The following is an 18,906-nucleotide window of genomic DNA, read 5'->3' as shown; positions in this document are numbered from 1 at the left end:
GGTTCAGGGCGCCGCCTCTGCCCGCGCGCGACGGATTCGCGTATGAACGAAGAAAGGCGATCGCGTTTTCGGATCGCCGTTGGGGGCGCCGGCGCTCTCTTACGGCAAGAATCGAAATCGCGATCGAGGCTATGGAAGACGTGGCCCGCCCGCAACTCGTGAAACGCTCGAAGAGCACTTTGTGTCTTTCCCATCAATCGGAAACAGCGGCTTGAAAATCGTCATCGTCGACGAGAGCCCGGTTCGCGCGGCGATCCTCGAGGAAGGCTTGCGGGAAGCGGGCTTTGCGGATGTCGAGCGGCTCGGCGAGATGCACAATCTCCTAAAGCGCATCTACGCCATCGACCCCGACGTGATCCTGATTGATCTCGAGAACCCGTCGCGAGACATGCTCGAGCAAATGTTCCAAGTCAGTCGAGCCGTCCGTCGCCCCATCGCCATGTTCGTCGATCAGAGCGACGCGGCGTCCATCGAGGCCTCGGTCGACGCCGGCGTTTCAGCCTATATTGTCGATGGATTGAAGAAAGAACGGATCAAATCGATTCTCGATCTCTGCATCTCGCGGTTCAACGCCTTCTCCCGGTTGCAGGATGAGCTTGCGCGAGCAAAATCGGACCTCGAGGACAGAAAGTCGATCGATCGCGCCAAGGGCATATTGATGAAGACCAAGAACCTGTCGGAAGAGCAAGCCTATGCGGCCATGCGGAGCGCGGCGATGCGCGAGAAGAAAAAGATCGGCGAGGTGGCGCGTGCGATCATCACGGCCGCGGAGCTGTTGAGATGACGGGCGAGCAAAAATTGCGGATCGGCTTCATGCCGCTTGTCGACGCCGCCGCGCTCATCGTCGCCGTCGACAAGGGCTTCGCCAGCGCCGAAGGGCTCGAGGTCGAGCTCGTGCGCGAGGCGTCGTGGTCGAACATTCGCGATAAGCTCGCCATCGGTCATTTCGACGCCGCGCATTTATTGGCGCCGATGGCGATCGCTTCGACCTTGGGGCTCGGGCATGTCAAGGTTCCGTTCGCGGCGCCCCTGAGCCTCGCCACCAACGGCAATGCCATCACCCTGTCGCCCTCCTTGTTCGAGGAGATGCGGCAAATCGCCGGCTGCGAGCTCGAAAGCCCCATGATCAGCGCCAGAGCGCTGGGCGACCTGGTGCGGCGGCGCGAGGCGCAAGGGCTCGAACCCTTGACCTTCGGGATGACGTTTCCCTTTTCGACGCATAATTATCAGTTGCGATACTGGATGGCGGAAGGAGGGATAGACCCTGATCGCGATTTGCGCCTTGTCGTGCTGCCGCCGCCTTTCATGGCCGACAGCTTGCGCGAGGGCCATGTCGACGGATTCTGCGTCGGCGCGCCCTGGAACTCGGTCGCTGTCGACGCAAGCCTTGGCGTGATCCTGCATTTCGGCTGCGAGATTTTTCCGCGCGCGGCGGAGAAGGTCCTGGCGTTGCGCGGGAGCAGCGTCGAGACCGCTCCGGAGCTCGTCGCAGCCCTCATCCGCGCAATCGTCGCCGCCGCTAAATTCGTGGATGACGTCGAGGCTCACAGTGAGGTCGCCTCGATTTTGGCCCGAGAGGACCGCCTCGCAATCGACGCCGAGCTGATCAAGCGGAGCCTTGAAGGGCGGCTGATCGTCAACGCAAAGGGAGACCAGAGGCGGGCCAAGGATTATCTCGTCATCCACCGCGATGGCGCCTGCCGACCCAGCGCGCAGCAAGCCGCTTGGCTCTATGCGCAAATGCTCCGCTGGGGACAGGCGCGTCATTCAGCCGAGCGTCTCGCCGCAGCGAAAGCGGTCATGCGCGCCGATCTCTACGACTCTGTCATCGGCGAAAAATCCATGCCTCCCGCGCCGATCGAGGCCTTTGCAGGGCCGGCGTTCGACAGCGATGATATCGCCGGCTATTTGCAGGCGTTTCCGATCGGCCAGAAAATATGAGAAGGCTTCATATTTAGGCGCGATGCTCGCGATGCCACGCATGGCGCCAAATCAATAGGCGATATGACATCTATCCAAAGCGCAGCATCTCGCGCATCTGAGGCTTCCTAAGGGTATTCGCCTTTAGATCAATTTGTTAGCGATGATGCTTGTTTTCGCGCCACTGCCGGACGAGCGGCTTGAACTGGCGCGCAATTTGCTCCTGCTTCTCGGTCAACGACGACCTCGATCTCCCGAGAGAAATCCAGCGTGGGATTTCGCTTACGGGCGGCGCATCGCACCTTCTTGCAAGGGCGACGCGTGTGGTCTGTCGTTGCGTCACCCTCCAAAAACGCGCCGACGACTCGCGCTCCGTGAACGGGACCTTCGAGGTCACGAACAAGGTGCGCATGATGACGCAATCGCCGGGCTCTCGGAAGAAGCCAAAACTCCTCGTTATCGGCAACGGCATGGCCGCAGGCCGCGTGCTGGAAGACCTGTTCGAGCGCGCTCGCGACGCGTACGACGTGACCGTCTTCGGCGCAGAGCCACGCGTCAATTACAACAGGATCATGCTCTCGCCGGTGCTCGCCGGCGAGAAGTCCTACGAAGACATCATCATCCATGACGACGACTGGTACGCGCAGCGTGGCGTCACGCTGCGCAAGGGAGAAAGCGTCACCGCGATCGATCGAACGGCCAAGACCATCGCCACCGCCGCTGGCGCCGTCGAGGCATACGACAAATTGCTGATCGCCACGGGCTCGACGCCGATCGCGATTCCCGTTCATGGCGTGACGCTTCCTGGCGTCGTGACCTTTCGCGATCTCGACGACGTCGAGACGATGCTTCGCGCCGCCGAGAAAGGGGGGCGCGCGGTCGTGATCGGCGGCGGCCTGTTGGGACTCGAGGCCGCAGCTGGCCTGAAGTCCAAAGGCATGGAGGTCACGGTCCTGCATCTGATGCCGACGCTGATGGAGCGCCAGCTCGATCAGTCCGCCGGCTATCTCTTGAAGAAAGCGATCGAGCAACGCAGCGTCGAGGTGCTGACCGAGGCCAACACCAAGGTCATCCTTGGCGAGACCTGTGTCACCGGCGTCAGACTCGAGGACGGCCGCGAGATCGAAGCGTCGCTCGTCGTCATGGCGGTCGGCATCCGTCCCAACGCCAAACTCGCCAAAGAGGCGGGGCTCGTCGTCGAGCGCGGGCTGAAGGTCGACGATCATATGCGCACGAGCGACCCCGATGTTTACGCGGTCGGGGAATGCGTCGAGCATCGCGGACTCTGCTACGGCCTTGTCGCGCCTTTGTTCGAGATGGCCAAGGTCGTCGCCGCGCAACTCGCCGGCGACGCCGTCGCAGCTTATTCGGGTTCCGTCACCTCGACCAAGCTCAAGGTTTCCGGCATCGATCTCTTCTCCGCCGGCGACTTCTCGGAGGGCGACGACAGCGACGAGATCGTCCTGCGCGACCCCGCGCGCGGCATATACAAGCGCATCCTGTTGAAAGGCGACCGCGTCAGGGGCGCCGTCCTCTATGGCGACACCGAGGACGGTCCCTGGCTCTTCGATCTCCTGAAAAAGGCGACCGACATCGGCGCGATGCGCGACACGCTGATCTTCGGACAGGCCTATCAGGGAGGGTCCCCCCTCGACCCTATGGCGGCCGTTGCAGCCTTGCCGGATGATGCGGAAATCTGCGGCTGCAACGGCGTGTGCAAGGGAACGATCGTCTCGGCGATCACGAAGAACGGCCTTGCGTCGCTCGAAGAGGTGCGCGCGCAGACGAAGGCCTCGGCTTCCTGCGGCCAGTGCACGACGAAGGTCGAAGCGCTGATCGCGAGCGCGCTCGGCGAGAACTACCAAGCCTCCCAACGCAAGCCGATGTGCAAATGCACCGATCTCACGCATGAGGAGGTCCGCGGCCTCATCGTCTCGCGCGAGCTCAACTCCATGCCGGCCGTCATGCAGGAGCTCGGCTGGAAAACCTCTTGCGGCTGCCCGTCCTGCCGGCCCGCGCTCAACTACTATCTGCTCTGCGCCTTTCCGCTGCATTACAAGGACGACGCGCAGTCGCGCTTCGTCAATGAGCGCGTCCACGCCAATATCCAGAAGGACGGAACCTTCTCCGTCGTGCCGCGCATGTGGGGCGGGCTCACGACGCCGAATGAACTGCGCGCCATCGCCGACGTCGCCGACAAGTTCAAGATTCCGACAGTGAAGGTGACGGGCGGACAACGCATCGATCTTCTGGGCGTCAGGAAGGAAGACCTGCCGGCCGTCTGGGCGGATCTCAGCGCCGCTGGCCTCGTATCGGGTCACGCCTACGCCAAGGGACTGCGCACGGTGAAGACCTGCGTCGGCAAGGAATGGTGCCGGTTCGGCACGCAAGACTCCACCGGGCTTGGCGTCAAGTTGGAACGCCTGCTCTGCGGCTCGTGGACGCCCGCGAAAGTGAAGCTCGCCGTCTCGGGTTGCCCGCGCAATTGCGCGGAAGCCACGGTGAAGGACATCGGCGTCATCTGCGTCGACAGCGGCTACGACATCCATATTGCCGGCGCCGCGGGCCTGCATGTGCGCGCGACCGATCTGCTGGGCCATGTCGAGACCGAGGAGCAGGCGCTCGAGCATGTCGCGGCTGTCATGCAGCTCTACCGCGAGGAGGCGGCTTACCTCGATCGGCTGTACAAATGGGTCGAGAAGACCGGCCTCGATCGCGTGCGTCATGTGATCATGGAGGATCACGAAGCGCGCAAGGCGCTCTATGACCGCTTCCTCGTCTCTCAGCGCGCCGTGCGCAAGGACCCTTGGGCCGAGCGCGTCGCGGGCTTCGGGGCCAATGAGTTCGCCCCGCTCGCCGTGGTCGCAAACCTCCCCGCGCCCCTTGAAATGCCTGTCGCCGCCGAATGAGGAGCGAGTGAAATGAACGCGATCTCCCCGCACTGGTTCGACATCGGCCCGATCGAGCGAATACCACCCCGCGGCGCCCGGATTGTGAAGACGCCGCGTCGCGACATCGCCGTGTTTCGCACGGCCAGCGACGAGGTCTTCGCTTTGGAGAACCGCTGCCCGCACAGAGGCGGCCCTCTGAGCGAGGGCATCGTGCACGGCCGCAAAGTCGCCTGCCCCTTGCACAATTGGATCATCGACCTCGAGAGCGGCGCGGCGACCGGCCCCGACACTGGCTGCGCGCGCCGCTTTGCGGTGAAGGTCGAGAAGGGTCGCGTCTATCTCGAAATGCATCAGGCGGTGACGCCATGAACGTCTCCTCGCGGGTCGTGCAGACGACCTGCCCTTATTGCGGGACGGGTTGCGGCGTCGAGGCGCGCATCTCGCCTTCCGGCGCGGTCGAGATTGCGGGCGATCCGCTGCATCCCGCGAACTACGGGCGGCTGTGCGTCAAAGGTTCGGCGCTTGCGGAAACGCTGACGCTCGAAGGCCGTCTGCTGCACCCCATCATCAAGGGCGCGCGCGCCTCCTGGCGCGAAGCGGTCGATCTCGTCGCGAGGCGTTTTCGCGAAACGATCGAGCAACACGGACCGGATTCCGTCGCCTTTTACGTTTCCGGTCAGATGCTGACCGAGGATTATTACGTCGCCAACAAATTCATGAAGGGCTTCCTCGCCTCAGCCAATATCGACACCAATTCGCGCCTGTGCATGGCTTCCTCCGTCGCCGGACACAAGCGCGCCTTCGGCGCCGACATTGTTCCCAACGTCTATGAGGACATCGAGGAAGCCGACCTCGTCGTGCTCGTCGGCTCCAATCTCGCCTGGTGTCATCCCGTGCTGTTTCAGCGCCTGGAGCAGGCGAAGGCGCGGCGCGCCGACATGCGCGTCGTCAACATCGATCCGCGCCGCACGGCGACGAGCGAGATCGCCGATCTGCAGCTCTCGCTCAAGCCCGGCTCCGACGTGGCGCTGTTTCTGGGCTTGTTGCGCTTTCTCGAGCGCACAGGTCGGCGCCACGCCGCCTATGTCGACAGGCATACGAAGGGCGCGGACAACGCCCTGCTCGCCGCACAAGATTGGTCGCTGACGAAGGTCGCCGCCGCGACAGGCTTGGACGAGACAGCGCTCGCAGAATTTTACGAGGCGTTCGCCGCGACAGAGCGCACGGTCACGATTTACTCCCAAGGCGTCAACCAATCCTCGGCCGGAACCGATAAGGTCAACGCCATTCTCAACTGCCATTTGTTCACGGGCCGCATCGGTCTCCCGGGCGCCGGGCCTTTCTCCGTCACCGGGCAGCCCAACGCGATGGGCGGGCGCGAGGTCGGCGGCCTCGCCAATCAACTCGCCTGCCACATGGAGCTGGAGAATGCACGGCATCGCGAGATTGTCCGCGGCTTCTGGGGTTATGAGCGCGTCGCCGCCAAGCCCGGCCTCAAGGCTGTCGATCTCTTCGAGGCCGTCGGCGACGGCCGGATCAAGGCCTTGTGGATCATCGGCACCAATCCAGTGGCGAGCCTGCCAGAGGCCGACAAGATCAAGCGCGCGCTCGCCGCATGCGATTTCGTCGTGGTCTCCGACGTCATGGCCGAGACCGACACGGCGCCTTTCGCTCACGTGCAGCTGCCAGCGCAGCCTTGGGGAGAGAAAGACGGCGTCGTCACCAATTCCGAGCGTCGGATCTCGCGCCAGCGCGCGCTAGGTCCTGCGGCGGGCGACGCCATGCCGGACTGGCAAATTCTCTGCAGCGTGGCGCGCGCCATGGGGGCGAAGGGTTTCGACTATGCGGTCTCGGCCGACATCTTCAGAGAATATGCGGCCCTCTCCGGTCATCTCAACCACGGAGAACGCAGTTTCGACATCTCCGCCTGCGCTGAGATCAGTGCCGCCGCTTATGAGAGTTTACGGCCGTTTCAATGGCCCTGGCGCCGGGGCGAAACCGCCTTCGCTCGGCCGAAGCGATTCTTCGCGAACGGGGGTTTCTTCACGCCAGACGGGCGCGCCCGGCTCGTCGCGACGCCCTATCGCCCGCCCCAAAGCCGCACCAGCGCCGCAGCGCCTTTCGTCCTGAACACCGGACGCCTGCGCGATCAGTGGCACACGATGACGCGCACCGGCGTCGCGCCGAGGCTTTCGCAGCATGTCGCCGAACCTTTCGTCGAAATCCATCCGGAGGACGCGGCAAGCTTGAAGCTTCAACCCGCGGGGCTCGCCCGCGTCTCCAACGCGCATGGCGCCGTGATCCTGCGAACGCTGATCACGGATCGTCAACAAAGGGGCTCCGTCTTCGCGCCGATCCATTGGACCGATCAACACGCCGCGGCCGCGCGGGTCGACGCTCTGGTTGCTGCAAATGTCGATCCCCTATCCGGCCAACCGGAGTTGAAGGCGAGCGCCGTGCGCATCGAGGCCTGGCCGGCCGTCTGGTTCGGCTTCGCGCTGACGCGCAAGAAGCCAAAGGAGATCAGCGCGGGATATTGGGCGTTGGCGCGCACGCGCTTCGGCTGGCGCATCGAGCTCGCCGGCAAGACGCCGCCACGGGACTGGGACGTTTTTGCGCGAGCGCTGATCGGCTGCGGCGAAGCCGAAGTCGAGCTCGCCCAGACTCATGATCCGCGCAGCGGAGCCCGGCGTTGGGTTTTCATCCAGGACGGCCGTCCTTCCGGTCTCCTGTTCGTCGCGCGAGAGCCGGTGGCCGCCTCGCGCGCCTTCCTCTGCGCGGAATTCGAGAAAGCGGAGGCCGGCGACGCGCGCGCCTTGCTCGCCGGGCGTCCAAGAGAGGGTCTCGCGGATCCGGGCCAGACGATCTGCGTCTGTCATGGCGTCGGCGCGAAAGCGATTGAAGCCTCGATCGCGCTTCACGGCGCCGCCGACCCCGAGGCCGTCGGCCGTCTCACCAAGGCCGGCACGGGATGCGGCTCTTGCCGTTCCGAGATCCGACGAATTCTCAAGGACAGGACCGATCAGGGCGCCGCCCCGGAGAGGACGCCTGTCCTGGAGCACGCCGAATGAGGCGCTTTACCCCACGCCGCACCAACCCAAGGAGCCGTCATCAATGAAATTCGAAGACTTCAAGAAGGCCGGTCATTGGCCGACGCTGCTATCGGCCTTTCTCTATTTCGATGTGAGCTTCATGGCCTGGGTGTCGCTCGGCCCGCTGATGATCTACATCGCCAAGGACATGCACCTTTCCGTTGAGCAGAAGCTCAATCTGGTCGCCATCCCCGTGCTCGGCGGCGCCTTTTTTCGCCTGCCGCTCGGACTGATCGCCGATGCGATCGGCGCCAAGATCACAGGCGTCATGGCGCAAGTCGTGGTTCTGTTCTCCGTGACCCTGGTCTATCTGTTCGGGCTCTCGGATCCGTTGCCGATCGCGCTCTTTGGCCTTTCGCTGGGCGTCGCCGGCGCGTCCTTCGCGGTCGCGCTGCCGCAGGCGAGCCGCTGGTATCCGCCGCACTATCAGGGCGTGGTGATGGGCATCGCCGGCGCGGGCAACATGGGCGTGGTGCTCGACACGCTGTTGGCCCCGTCGATCGCGGAAAATTGGGGGTGGCAGGCCGTCTTCGCCATCTTGATGATCCTGATGGCCATGGTGTTGGTCTTTTATGTCTTCGCCGCGAAGGACGCCCCCGTCGCGCGCGCCAAGAGCAGCCTTGCCGATTACGGCCGTATCTTCCTCGACCCCGACAGCCGCTGGTTCATGTTCTTCTACTTCATCACCTTCGGCGGCTTCGTCGGTCTCGCCTCGGCGCTGCCGCTCTATTTCACCGTTCAATATCATGCGAGCGGCGTCGCTGCGGGCCTCGTCGTCGCCCTCATCGTCGCGCTGGGCTCGGGCTTTCGTCCGGTCGGCGGCCACATCGCCGATCGCATCGGCGGAATCAAAGCGCTATCCATTCTCTTCAGCCTGGTGTCGCTCTGTTACTTCGCCGTAGCCTTCATGCCCGAGGGGCCGGCGCCCGCGGAGGGAGCCGGCTGGACTCTGACGCAGCTGCCGCCGATCGCCTGGGCCGCGGTCGGACTCTTCTCTCTCGGCGTGCTGTGTCTCGGCATGGGCAATGGCTCGGTGTTCCAGCTCCTGCCGCAGCGTTTTCGCAACGAGATCGGCGCGATGACCGGGCTCGTCGGCGCCGCGGGAGGCTTCGGCGGCTATTTTCTGGCCAAAACGCTCGCCTTCTCGAAGGGCGCGACCGGCGGCTTTCTCATGGGCTTCAGCTTCTTCGGCGTGCTTGCGCTGCTTGGCCTCCTCGGCTTACTGCTGGTGAAGTCGCGCTGGCGCACGACCTGGGGCGCCGTTTCTGGCGCGCGTATCTAGCGCGCTTTCCGCTCGAACGTAATCGTTCGAGCGATAAGAATTCGCGCCAGAATGTAAAAAGCCAGAGCGAATTCCGCAAAAGTCTGTCAACTTTTGCGGAATTCGCTCTGATCCCGCCGGAGGACTTCCGCTGCTCGCCCGTTACGACCACGGCCTGCGCGTCGAGATCGGCTTCTGCACCGAAGCGGGTAGACGGCCAGAGAATCAGGACTATGTCGCCACCGCCTCGGGGCCGATCGGTCCCGGCGCGCTGCAAGGAATTGTGGCCGCGGTCGCCGATGGCGTCGGCGGCCACAAGGGCGGACGCGAGGCGGCCGAGACTTGCGTGCGCGGTTTCATCGACGCCTATTATGCGCAGCCCGAAACTCTCGGCGTCGCGCGCGCCGCCTCCCGCGCGCTGGAATCGATCAACGCATGGATCGCCGCGCAGGCGCGCGTCGATTCTGGTCTCGCGGGAATGGCCACGACCTTCTCGGCGCTGATCTTTTCGCGGCGCACGGCGTTTCTCATTCATGTTGGCGACTCCCGCGCCTATCGACTGCGAGATTTCGATCTCGAGCTGCTGACGAGCGACCACGTGCTCGGACGCGGCGAGTTGTCCCACGCGTTGTTGCGCGCGGTCGGCTTCGAGGAGACGTTGCGCGTGGACAACGCTTCACATGCGATGCGTCTGCATGACCGGTTCCTGCTTTGCAGCGACGGCGTGCATGGGCCCCTGCGCAACGCGTCGATTCGCGCGCTGCTTTCCGAGGCCGCCTCGCCGCAGGAAGCGGCCGAAAGGCTGGTCAGTGCGGCGCTGGAGGCGGGCGGCGACGACAATGCCACAGCGCTCGTCGCCGATTTGATCGATCTGCCGCCTGCCGACGAAATGGCGCTTGCCCGCGTCGTCGCCGATTTGCCGATCGAGTCGCTGCCGCGGCCCGGTGAGATCGTCGACGACTATCGCCTCGAGCAGGCGGTTTCCGACGGGCGTTACAGTCGCCTTCTGCGTGCGACCGACCTTCGCGACGGAAGCCTGCTCGTCTTGAAGTTTCCGCATCCCCGCGTCGCGACCGACGCGAGCTATCGGCGATCCTTCGTCAATGAAGCTTGGGTCGCGGCGCGCGTGCGCAGCCCCTTCATCGGAGAAATCGTCGAAGCAGAGGAAAGCCGGCGAACGCGCCTCTATTCCGCCATGCCGTTTTACGACGGCGAGACGCTGGAGGCGCGACTTCGGCGCGCGCCAAAACTCGCTTTGGAGGAAGGCGTCAATATCGCAACGCGTCTGGCGCGCGCTGTCGCGACATTGCACCGCGCCGGGATCATCCACCGCGACGTCAAGCCCGATAATGTGATGCTGTTGAAGGACGGAGGCCTGCGCCTCATCGATCTTGGCGTCTGCCGCGCGCCGCGGCTCGAGGATTTCTGCGCCGAGGACGTTCCCGGCACGCCGAGCTACATGGCGCCGGAGCTCTTCCTCGGCGCGCCGGGCGACGAAGCGTCGGATCTCTATGCGCTCGGCGTCACAATCTATCGCGCCTTTACGGGCGACTACCCCTATGGCGAGATCGAGCCCTTCAGCCGGCCGCGCTTCGGCAAGCCGCGGCCTATCGGCAGCCGGAGACCGGATCTACCCGCCTGGCTCGACGCCGCCGTGTTGAGAGCCGTAGCCGTCGAGCCGCGCGAGCGTTACGGCGACGTGCTGGAGTTCGCATTCGAGCTCGAAAACGGCGTCCATCGTGGAATCGCCCGCGCGCCGACGCGCAAGCCGCTCTACGAGCGCAACCCCGTCGCCTTTTGGCGGATCGTCAGCCTGATCCTCTTGGCCCTGCTTTTTTTCTCGCTGCTTGCGAGATAGGCGCAGCATCGCCCTGGGCAATGCAAGCTGGCCCGACAACCCATGCTGGCCGGAGAACTGTCGACCGCGAGATTGGCGTTATCCTAAAATCAGGCTGTTTGCCCGAAATTGCGGCCAGGAAATTTATCTTTTGTTCGCGTCATGCAGTGGCCAATCCGTGCCCATCGAGCGCGGTCATGCAAGTGAACCTGACGAAAGACCCGCGCCATCCCGATGGCGCGCGGCGGGACGGAAGAAAGCTCAGAAATGACCCGTGTCTGCCGCTCGCATGCATGGGGCCCGAGCCTCGTCTCAGGTTTAGGCAGTGTGGTACGTTCACAACTCCTCAAGGAAATCTTGCCAAGAGCCGCCTACGCATATTTACCAGGGAAGATTTTGCTGGCCTATTGGCGTCGACTTCGGGCCAAGGGCGATTAAGGGCAGTTGCGACGTCTGCTCGCACTATTGCTTCAAAGAAAGGCGCTTGTCATGAAATCCGCAAAATATCTCCTGGCCGTTGGCATGCTGCTCGGCGCCAGTTCGCCGTCCCTCGCAGCGATGGAGACGCTCGACATCACCTGGAGCGGCGCTTCTTTTGGAAATCAGGCGACCGCGACCGGGTCGATCACCTTCGACAACTCGGTGTTCCCGCTAATTGCGGCGCTCGCCCCGCCCATCTTCATTCCCAATACTGGCGTCTCAAACATCACGGTCACGATCACGGATCCCCAGGGTGGCGGCGGAACGTTCACCACCTCCGATTTTGCGTCGATAATCTTTTGGTCCTCCACCCCGCTGAACCTCGGTCAAAATCTGATTGGACAGCCTGTGGGTGCCGGCTGCGCATACGGTCCGTCCACGGGGGCTTGTGCCTGGGGCGACTGGGGCGATTTCAATCTTTGGTCACCCCTCCCCGGCGGGCCCCGAGGCTCCGCTTCCTTCACGCTCACGGACGCCGCCGGCGATCACATGTTGGTAACTTCTATGGTTCCTGCTTCCGCTCCGGCTCCGGTCCCCGGCGTTGGTCTCGCGGGCCTCGCAGCTTTGGCTCTGGCCGGCTTATTTGCCGGCGCGCGCCGCACCTGAAAACGATCATCCGAGCTACCAGCCGCCCCTTTCGGGCGGCGGCTCCATCTTGCGGGCGCTGATGGCGGTCCAGGCCATTCGCGAACGGTCAGAGATGGCGCATGCCCTTCGAACCGGCCGAAGTCAGCGCGACAACCCTGAGGCCCGATGCTCACGCCAGTCCGGTCGCACATCGTTGGGCCGGGCGCCACAGCTCGAGCAGCGCAATCGGCGGGCAAGCGCCGGAACCTCAGTCGAGCCGGCAAGCGCCGACGCATCCACACCGGCCGCAGTCGCAGGTCGCGAAGACCGAGCTCACAGGTGATTGCGGGGGAAACTGCGGGAGCAGGCTTCCCGAGGACCAATATAGGTAATAACTCACTGATTTTATTGGTAGGCCGGGAGGGACTCGAACCCCCAACCAGACCGTTATGAGCGGTCGGCTCTAACCAATTGAGCTACCGGCCCGGCTATCCCCGCCAGGAGGGAAGTGTCCTACACTGCGACCGCGCCGCTCTGCAACGGGCGCCTCAGTTGCGTTGTCGCCGTCTGGACCTGTAGTTGGGGTCTCCCGGTCCCCTTCGTCACTCTATGCTTGCGACCCCCTCCCCAGCCCTCCCCCGCTTCGCGGGAGAGGGAGTAGACTGCGAGCTTCATCGAGACGTCGCGCAACGCCGAACGCCCCCTCTCCCGCGAAGCGGGGGAGGGTGAGGGAGGGGGCCGCACAGCAATCAGGGAAGGCCATTCTTGAACTCCCCGCCCGCGTTGCTCCTGGAGCCGCAATCATGACAGCTCTCCTTCCCGCCTCGAGCGCCGCGATCGAACGCGCCGCGGAGATTTTGCGCTCCGGCGGGCTCGTCGCCTTTCCGACGGAGACGGTTTACGGCCTCGGCGCCGACGCCGCCTCGCCTCACGCTGTCGCCGCGCTCTATGCCGCCAAGGGCCGCCCGCGCTTCAATCCGCTGATCGCCCATATCGCGACGCTCGACGCCGCGATGCGCGAGGCGACGCTGCCCGCACCCGCGCAACGGCTGGCCGAGCGCTTCTGGCCCGGTCCGCTCACGCTGGTGGCCCCGGCCTTGGAGACGGGAAGCGTTTGCGAGCTCGCCCGCGCGGGGCTCCCGAGCGTCGCGCTGCGCGTGCCCGCCCACCCGACGGCGCTGGCGCTGATCGAGGCTTTCGGCGGCGCGATCGTCGCGCCCTCCGCCAATCGCTCGGGCCATGTCAGCCCGGTCACGGCCGAGCATGTGATGAGCGATCTTGCCGGGCAGATCGATCTCATTCTCGACGGCGGCCGCGCCGCCGCCGGCCTCGAGTCGACGATCGTCGCCTTTTTGGGCGAGCGGGCGACCTTGCTGCGGCCGGGCGCGACGCCGCGCGAGGCGATCGAGGAGGCGCTCGGCCAGAAGCTCGCGCAGGCGGGGGAGAGCGTTCTCGCGCCCGGCATGACGGCGTCGCATTACGCGCCGCGCGCCCGGCTGCGCTTGGACGCCCTCACCTTGGAGCGGGGCGAGGCGGGGCTCGATTTTGGCGGCGCGCTCGCCGCCAGGGGCGAGCCCGTCGCGCTCGATCTTTCGCCCTCGGGCGACCTCAAGGAGGCGGCGGCCAATCTCTATGCGCATCTGCGCGCGCTCGACGCCCGCGGGATCGCCCGCGCCGCCGTCGCGCCGATCCCGGGACAGGGTCTCGGCGAAGCGATCCGCGACCGCCTGCGCCGCGCGGCGAGCTGAGCGGGTCGCCCTGCTTTCAGAAGTCGAGCAGCGCGTCGGCGCGCTTGCGCGCTGTCGCGAGACGCGTCTCCAGGATCTGCTCGGGCGTGAGCCAGTCCATCTTCTCGGGCCGCATCTTGCGCATCAGCGCAACGGCTTTGGGGCCGTCGACGCCCATCTTCGTGAAATAGGCCTCGACAGCGCTATAGACGGCGTCGGGCGGCGCTCCTTTCGGCAGATGCCGCGTCACGGTCTTTGTTCCCACCAGGCGGGATGTCTTGCCGACGACCTGCCCGTTGAGGCTCACCTCCCCCTGCTCGAACACAGCCACCTTTTGCTGCACATCCTGCTCGGGCTGAAGCATTTGGTGCAGGCCGAGCGAGGTCTCGAGCGGCGCATAGCGACGCAGGCCGCCGGCAAAGGCGAGCGCGCAGGCCGAGGCGCAGAAGCCGCGCCCCGAGACAACCACGTCGGCGCGCGGCGCCGTTGCGGGTGAGCTGCCGAGAATGCCGAAATCTTTCGAATTGAGGCGGGTCGCGGCGATGGCCGTGTCGAGGCCGAGCTTACGAAGGCGCTCGCCGAGCAGCACGGCGGAGGCGACATCGCCGCCGACTGAGTTGAAGAACACGGGGGGCTTCGCGTCGCCGAGCGTCGCGACGAGCTCGTCAAAAACCGAGAGCGTCGTCTTGTCGATCGCGCCCTGCACCGCGATCCATTGGCATTTTTTTGGACAGGGGCCGTTCATCCGGGCGAGGAAGGGACGCGCGGGCGGGCCCGGAAGCGGAGGCGCGCCCGCTTGCGTCGGCGTCGACGTCGCGTCCAGCGCCAGAATCAGCGCGCAAAGGCCGAGAAATCTCCACATCGCAAAACGCCGGCCTCTTTCGTGACGGACCGCTCCCGGCCAAGCGCCGGGAGGGCCTACACTATCACGAAAGAGGCGCGACGCGCCGAAGGTCTAGAGCGCGATGCGAAAAAGTGGAAACCGGTTTTTCGCGCGAGTCGCGCTCTAAACTTTTAGAATCGATCACGTCTTCTGCATTCAGGCGAGTCCGCCTGAATGCAGCGTGATCTAGCGCCCGGCCCAGTTCGGAACCAGGATGACGCGGAAATCATTGACGTTGGTGCGCGTCGGGCCGGTGATGATCAGATCGCCGAGCTTCTCGAATGCCGTATAGGCGTCATTGTTGGCGAAAAGCGCCTTGAGATCGACCCCTGCCCGCTCCGCGCGCGCGAAACTGTCCGCGGTCATGATCGCGCCGGCGTTGTCCTCGCTGCCGTCGATGCCGTCCGTGTCGCAGGCCACGGCGCTGATCCCGCCGAAGCCCTGCAGCGCCAGCGTCAAGGCGAGCAGGAACTCCGCGTCGCGCCCGCCCTTGCCGTGCCCGCGCACCGTAACCGTCGTCTCCCCGCCCGAGATGATCGCGCAGGGCGGCGCGAAAGGCTGGCCGTGAAGGGCGATCTGGCGCGCAACGCCAGCATGCACCAACGCCACGTCGCGCGATTCGCCTTCGAGATCGCCGAGAATGCAGGGCGTGAAGCTCGCCTTTTTCGCGACCTCGGCGGCCGCGGCGAGCGAGCCCTGCGGCGTCGCCGTGAGAATATTCTCGACGCGCGCGAAAACGGGATCGCCGGGCTTGGGCGTCTCGCAGGCGTCGCCGCCCAAATGCGCGAGCACGGCGGCCGGCGCCTCGATCTTATATTTTGCGATCACCGCCAGCGCGTCCTGGCGCGTCGTGGCGTCCGGCACGGTCGGTCCGGAGGCGATGACCGAAAGATCGTCGTTCGGCACGTCCGAGATCATCAAGGCGACCACGCGCGCCGGCGCTGCGGCCCGAGCCAGACGCCCGCCCTTGATCGCGGAGAGGTGCTTGCGCACGCAGTTCATCTCGGAGATCGTCGCGCCGCTTTTCAGCAGCGCCTTATTGACGGCCTGCTTCTCCTCGAGCGTGACGCCCTCGGCGGGCAGCGCCATTAGCGCCGAGCCGCCGCCCGAGATCAGCGCCAGCACGAGATCGTCCTCGGTCAGGCCCTGCACGGTTTTCAGGATTCGCGCGGCGGCCTCGCGGCCGGCGGCGTCGGGCACGGGATGCGAGGCCTCGATGACCTCGATCTGCGCGGTCGGCGCGCCATGGCCGTAGCGCGTCACGACCAGGCCTTCGAGCGTGGCGGGATAATGCTGCTCCACGGCGGCCGCCATGGCCGCTGCGGCCTTGCCGGCGCCGACGACGACCGTGCGGCCTTTGGGCGGCGCGATCCTGGCGATATGCGGCGGCAGGCAGACGGAAGGGTGCGCCGCGGCGACCGCGGCGTCGAACATTTCGCGAAGAAGCTTGCGGTGATCGTCGGACATCGGGCTTTCTGCGTCTCGAAGTCAATCGTTGAGATGAGCCTCAATCGCCCGCCCCGCGGGGAAGAGAGGCTCCGCCACCTGTTCTTTTTTGTGAAGCTTTGTCAAACGACGCGCCGCCGCAGGCAAGGCGGCCGGACGGATGTGGCGTCGGCGTAAATCCATCCCCTTAAGGGGCCACGGCATGCTCACATCTCAATGGTAACGCCGATAAATCGTAATGCCGTCATGGCTGAACAAGCGCGGCGTTGCCAGCGCGGCCCGAGCCCCCTATAAGACGCCCGAGTCGGAGTGTAGCGCAGCCCGGTTAGCGCACTTGTCTGGGGGACAAGGGGTCGTGGGTTCGAATCCCGCCACTCCGACCATTTAAGAGACTGATTTCAAAATATTTTCGTCGATGGACGGATGGGGCGAAACGAGAACAATTTCGATTTTTCGACTGCTCTTTCGCGAGTCCGTTCCGCGGCCGTTCACGGGCCAATGTTCTCCGGATGTTCGCTTCTCCCGGCGCGCGCAAAAGAAAAGGCGCGGAGCTCGCAGGGCCCGCGCCTTCCGCCTAAGATCGCCTCCGTGACCGACTCATGAACGCCACGAAAGCGCCGTGACGGCCTCTCCACCGAGCTTCAGCCCGGTCAAGGATCCCTCGCGGATAGGGGAGGATTCCCAACACGATCGTGAATCCTTCCCTGACACGCCGCTCTCGGCGCGATCAATATTTGGCGAGGACGGGCGCCGGCGAGGCCCAGTTGAAGTGATAGTTCAAGCCGACGCGCGCAATGTGGCCGCTGAAGCGAGCCGACGCCCCGACGCCGAGAGACGGTCCATAAGCGAAGGGACCGGCGAGCACGAAGTTCGAGAGCGTCACATAATTTAGGTTCACCGAGCCCAGGTCGTAGTAAAGATATTCGACTTTCGCGCTCCAGTTCGGCGCGAACATCCACTCGGCGCCTCCGCCGACGGTCCAGCCGATGCGCGTGTCGGAAGCGCTTGTCCCGCCGAAGTCAGTTTGCACAAGGCCGAAGAACAAGGGTTGCGCCAGGAACGTGTTGTTCGACAGCTTCACGTCGCCATAGGCAAGACCCCCGGTTGCGTAAAGCAGCAGTTGCGGCATCGCGACCCAACCGACGCGGCCGCGGACCGTGCCGAGCCAGCTCGTGTCCTTCTCCACTGACGTGGCGCGCACGGCCGGGAAAGGGAAATCGCCCGGGATTGTGTTTACGTTTGTTCCCATGACCGCGGTCGCCCTACCGCTGGACGATGCGCGGCCCTGGATATCCGCCTCGAGACCCACAACATAATTCCCGAGGAATTGATAATTGTAGCCGATCTGACCGCCACCGATGAAGCCGCTATTGTCGGCGCTGAACGAGGCGGGTAGGCCCGAGGCGAGCGAAAGATCGCCGGATATCGGCTGCAGGAGACCTGCCGTCTGCGTCACTTGGGAGCTGGCGTCAAAGACGTAGCCGGCGTTCAGACCGCCATAGAAGCCGCTCCACTGAGCGGGCGGCGGGGGCGGCGGCAGCAGCGGCGCAGCCTTGCGCGACGGTAGATCGGCAGCAAGCGCAGAGCCGTTCATGACCAACAGAGCCGCGGTGGCGGCCAGAGTAAGAGGCTGAGAGGTTTTCACGGCGCTAGATCTCCCCACGACGTAGAATACGAACACTCGAAGTTGGGACGCATTCATCGAGTCCTGCTTGAGCTAAGCGCGTCGCATGACTATAGCTTGACAGAAAAATCTTCGCCGTGCTCGGTCATGCGCATTTTTGGGAAGCGTGACATTTTGGCCACATTCGCGATTACTCCGCATAGGCGGGAGCGCCCAAGCCACCGTCGCTCCAGAGCGCGTCGACGCCGCGCGGCAAGCGGAGGGGCGACCCCTCGCCGAGGTTGCGGTCATAGATTGCGGCGTGGCCGCCGAAGGCGTCGACCACGCGGGTCTGCCAGCTCTTATCGAGCCCGATCGCGGCGCCGTTTATCGATAGAGCCTTCGCCCCGCCATTCGACCAGTCGGTCTGCGGGCGTTCCGCGGCCTGGAGCGCCATCACCGTATAGGCGACAAGAGCCGACCACTGCGCGTCCTGGATCGGAGTCGCCGCAAAGATTGGAAAAACCGCGATTTTTTCCGGCAGAATGCGGCTGGAGAATTTTTGCACGCCGCGCCGGGCCTTGACCTCGGCCAGTTCGGTCTCCTCGCCAACCGCGACGGCGCAGCGGCGAACGTTATAGGCGTCCAAAAATTCGATTGGCTCCTCGAAGGGCACGCGCAAGATATTGAGCTTATTGTGTCCAAGCCAGAACTCGAGCGACTTCGCCGTCGCCGTCGTTTGCAAGAAGCAGACGCTCTTATTGGCGATTTCCTCGAGCTTGCGGATAGGCGACGTCTCTTCGACGAGCGCCGCATGCGCCTGTCGATAGACCACAGGGCCAGGCAGCACGGCGCCGCTCAGATCGTTCTCGACGATTTCGGTTCCCGTCAGAAACAGCACGTCGTCGTCGCCGGCGCGAGCTCCGTCATATTGAAGCGGCGTCTCCAGCTCGCGAAAGTCGATCCTCCCCTCTGGGCCGAGGGCTCCGAGCGCGATGGCGCGGCAATAGTCGAGAAGCATCCCACGCCACTCCCCGCCCGTAATCTTCGCGAGACCGGGGCGCTGGACCGCGGCGCAGGTCACGCTCCCTCGCTGCTTGACGCGGTCCAGCAAGGCTCCTGCGACGCAAGGGGATACCGATAGGTTCGAGAGCGCGCAGGCGATTGCGATGACGAATGGAAGCTTTTGCACGGCGAGG

At 64.7% G+C, this 18,906-nt stretch carries 13 protein-coding genes and 2 tRNA genes; 10 read left to right on the top strand and 5 right to left on the bottom strand.

Annotation, left to right across the window (positions count from 1 at the left end; genetic code table 11):
- Positions 1-211: 211 nt before the first annotated feature.
- The 8 genes from QMG80_RS08665 to QMG80_RS08630 all read left to right on the top strand — a co-directional run bounded on the left by QMG80_RS08665 (position 212) and on the right by QMG80_RS08630 (position 12,087).
- Positions 212-784, top strand: coding sequence for an ANTAR domain-containing response regulator (locus QMG80_RS08665; RefSeq protein ID WP_199769085.1), 573 nt, complete (start codon positions 212-214; stop codon positions 782-784).
- Positions 781-1,941, top strand: coding sequence for a CmpA/NrtA family ABC transporter substrate-binding protein (locus QMG80_RS08660; RefSeq protein WP_085772455.1), 1,161 nt, complete (start codon positions 781-783; stop codon positions 1,939-1,941). Before QMG80_RS08665 ends, QMG80_RS08660 begins: the two co-directional genes overlap by 4 nt.
- A 392-nt stretch (positions 1,942-2,333) precedes the next feature.
- Positions 2,334-4,829, top strand: a complete 2,496-nt coding sequence (gene nirB, locus QMG80_RS08655) for a nitrite reductase large subunit NirB (protein WP_085773765.1) — start codon at positions 2,334-2,336, stop codon at positions 4,827-4,829.
- A 12-nt stretch (positions 4,830-4,841) separates the two neighbouring features.
- Positions 4,842-5,180, top strand: coding sequence for a nitrite reductase small subunit NirD (gene nirD, locus QMG80_RS08650; RefSeq protein ID WP_085772454.1), 339 nt, complete (start codon positions 4,842-4,844; stop codon positions 5,178-5,180).
- Positions 5,177-7,882 carry a nitrate reductase gene (locus tag QMG80_RS08645; RefSeq protein WP_085772453.1) on the top strand — a complete coding sequence of 902 codons (2,706 nt, stop codon included), beginning with the start codon at positions 5,177-5,179 and terminating at the stop codon, positions 7,880-7,882. Before nirD ends, QMG80_RS08645 begins: the two co-directional genes overlap by 4 nt.
- Positions 7,883-7,925: 43 nt before the next feature.
- The gene (locus QMG80_RS08640) at positions 7,926-9,185 is read left to right on the top strand and encodes an MFS transporter (protein ID WP_085772452.1); all 1,260 of its coding nucleotides are present in this window, start codon (positions 7,926-7,928) and stop codon (positions 9,183-9,185) included.
- Positions 9,186-9,447: 262 nt separating this feature from the next.
- On the top strand, positions 9,448-11,022 hold the full coding sequence (locus QMG80_RS08635) for a bifunctional protein-serine/threonine kinase/phosphatase (RefSeq protein ID WP_245299949.1): 1,575 nt from the start codon (positions 9,448-9,450) through the stop codon (positions 11,020-11,022).
- Between the two features lie 468 nt (positions 11,023-11,490).
- Entirely contained in the window at positions 11,491-12,087 is a 597-nt protein-coding gene (locus tag QMG80_RS08630; protein WP_085772450.1) for a hypothetical protein, read from the top strand.
- Between the two features lie 370 nt (positions 12,088-12,457).
- On the opposite strand, the gene QMG80_RS08625 is transcribed toward QMG80_RS08630, so the two are convergent.
- Positions 12,458-12,534, bottom strand: a tRNA-Ile gene (locus QMG80_RS08625).
- A 317-nt stretch (positions 12,535-12,851) separates the two neighbouring features.
- Here QMG80_RS08625 and QMG80_RS08620 point away from each other — a divergent pair.
- On the top strand, positions 12,852-13,796 hold the full coding sequence (locus QMG80_RS08620; RefSeq protein ID WP_085772449.1) for an L-threonylcarbamoyladenylate synthase: 945 nt from the start codon (positions 12,852-12,854) through the stop codon (positions 13,794-13,796).
- A gap of 16 nt (positions 13,797-13,812) precedes the next feature.
- Here QMG80_RS08620 and QMG80_RS08615 read toward each other — a convergent pair whose 3' ends face one another.
- Positions 13,813-14,637: a hypothetical protein gene (locus QMG80_RS08615; protein ID WP_085772448.1), complete on the bottom strand. Its 825-nt coding sequence runs from the start codon at positions 14,635-14,637 to the stop codon at positions 13,813-13,815.
- Between the two features lie 207 nt (positions 14,638-14,844).
- Complete coding sequence (locus QMG80_RS08610) at positions 14,845-16,125, bottom strand: glycerate kinase type-2 family protein (RefSeq protein WP_085772447.1); 1,281 nt, start codon at positions 16,123-16,125, stop codon at positions 14,845-14,847.
- Positions 16,126-16,409: 284 nt separating this feature from the next.
- On the opposite strand from QMG80_RS08610, the gene QMG80_RS08605 reads away from it, so the two are divergent.
- Positions 16,410-16,487: transfer RNA gene (locus tag QMG80_RS08605), tRNA-Pro, on the top strand.
- A 344-nt stretch (positions 16,488-16,831) separates the two neighbouring features.
- Here QMG80_RS08605 and QMG80_RS08600 read toward each other — a convergent pair.
- Entirely contained in the window at positions 16,832-17,698 is an 867-nt protein-coding gene (locus QMG80_RS08600; protein WP_425351473.1) for an outer membrane protein, read from the bottom strand.
- 220 nt (positions 17,699-17,918) lie between these two features.
- Positions 17,919-18,899, bottom strand: coding sequence for a type 2 periplasmic-binding domain-containing protein (locus QMG80_RS08595; RefSeq protein ID WP_085772444.1), 981 nt, complete (start codon positions 18,897-18,899; stop codon positions 17,919-17,921).
- Between the last annotated feature and the right edge of the window lie 7 nt (positions 18,900-18,906).

This window comes from Methylocystis bryophila, from assembly GCF_027925445.1.
Lineage (GTDB): Bacteria > Pseudomonadota > Alphaproteobacteria > Rhizobiales > Beijerinckiaceae > Methylocystis > Methylocystis bryophila.
The sequence above is the reverse complement of the archived record's forward strand: the minus strand, read 5'-3'. Positions and strand labels throughout refer to the sequence as shown.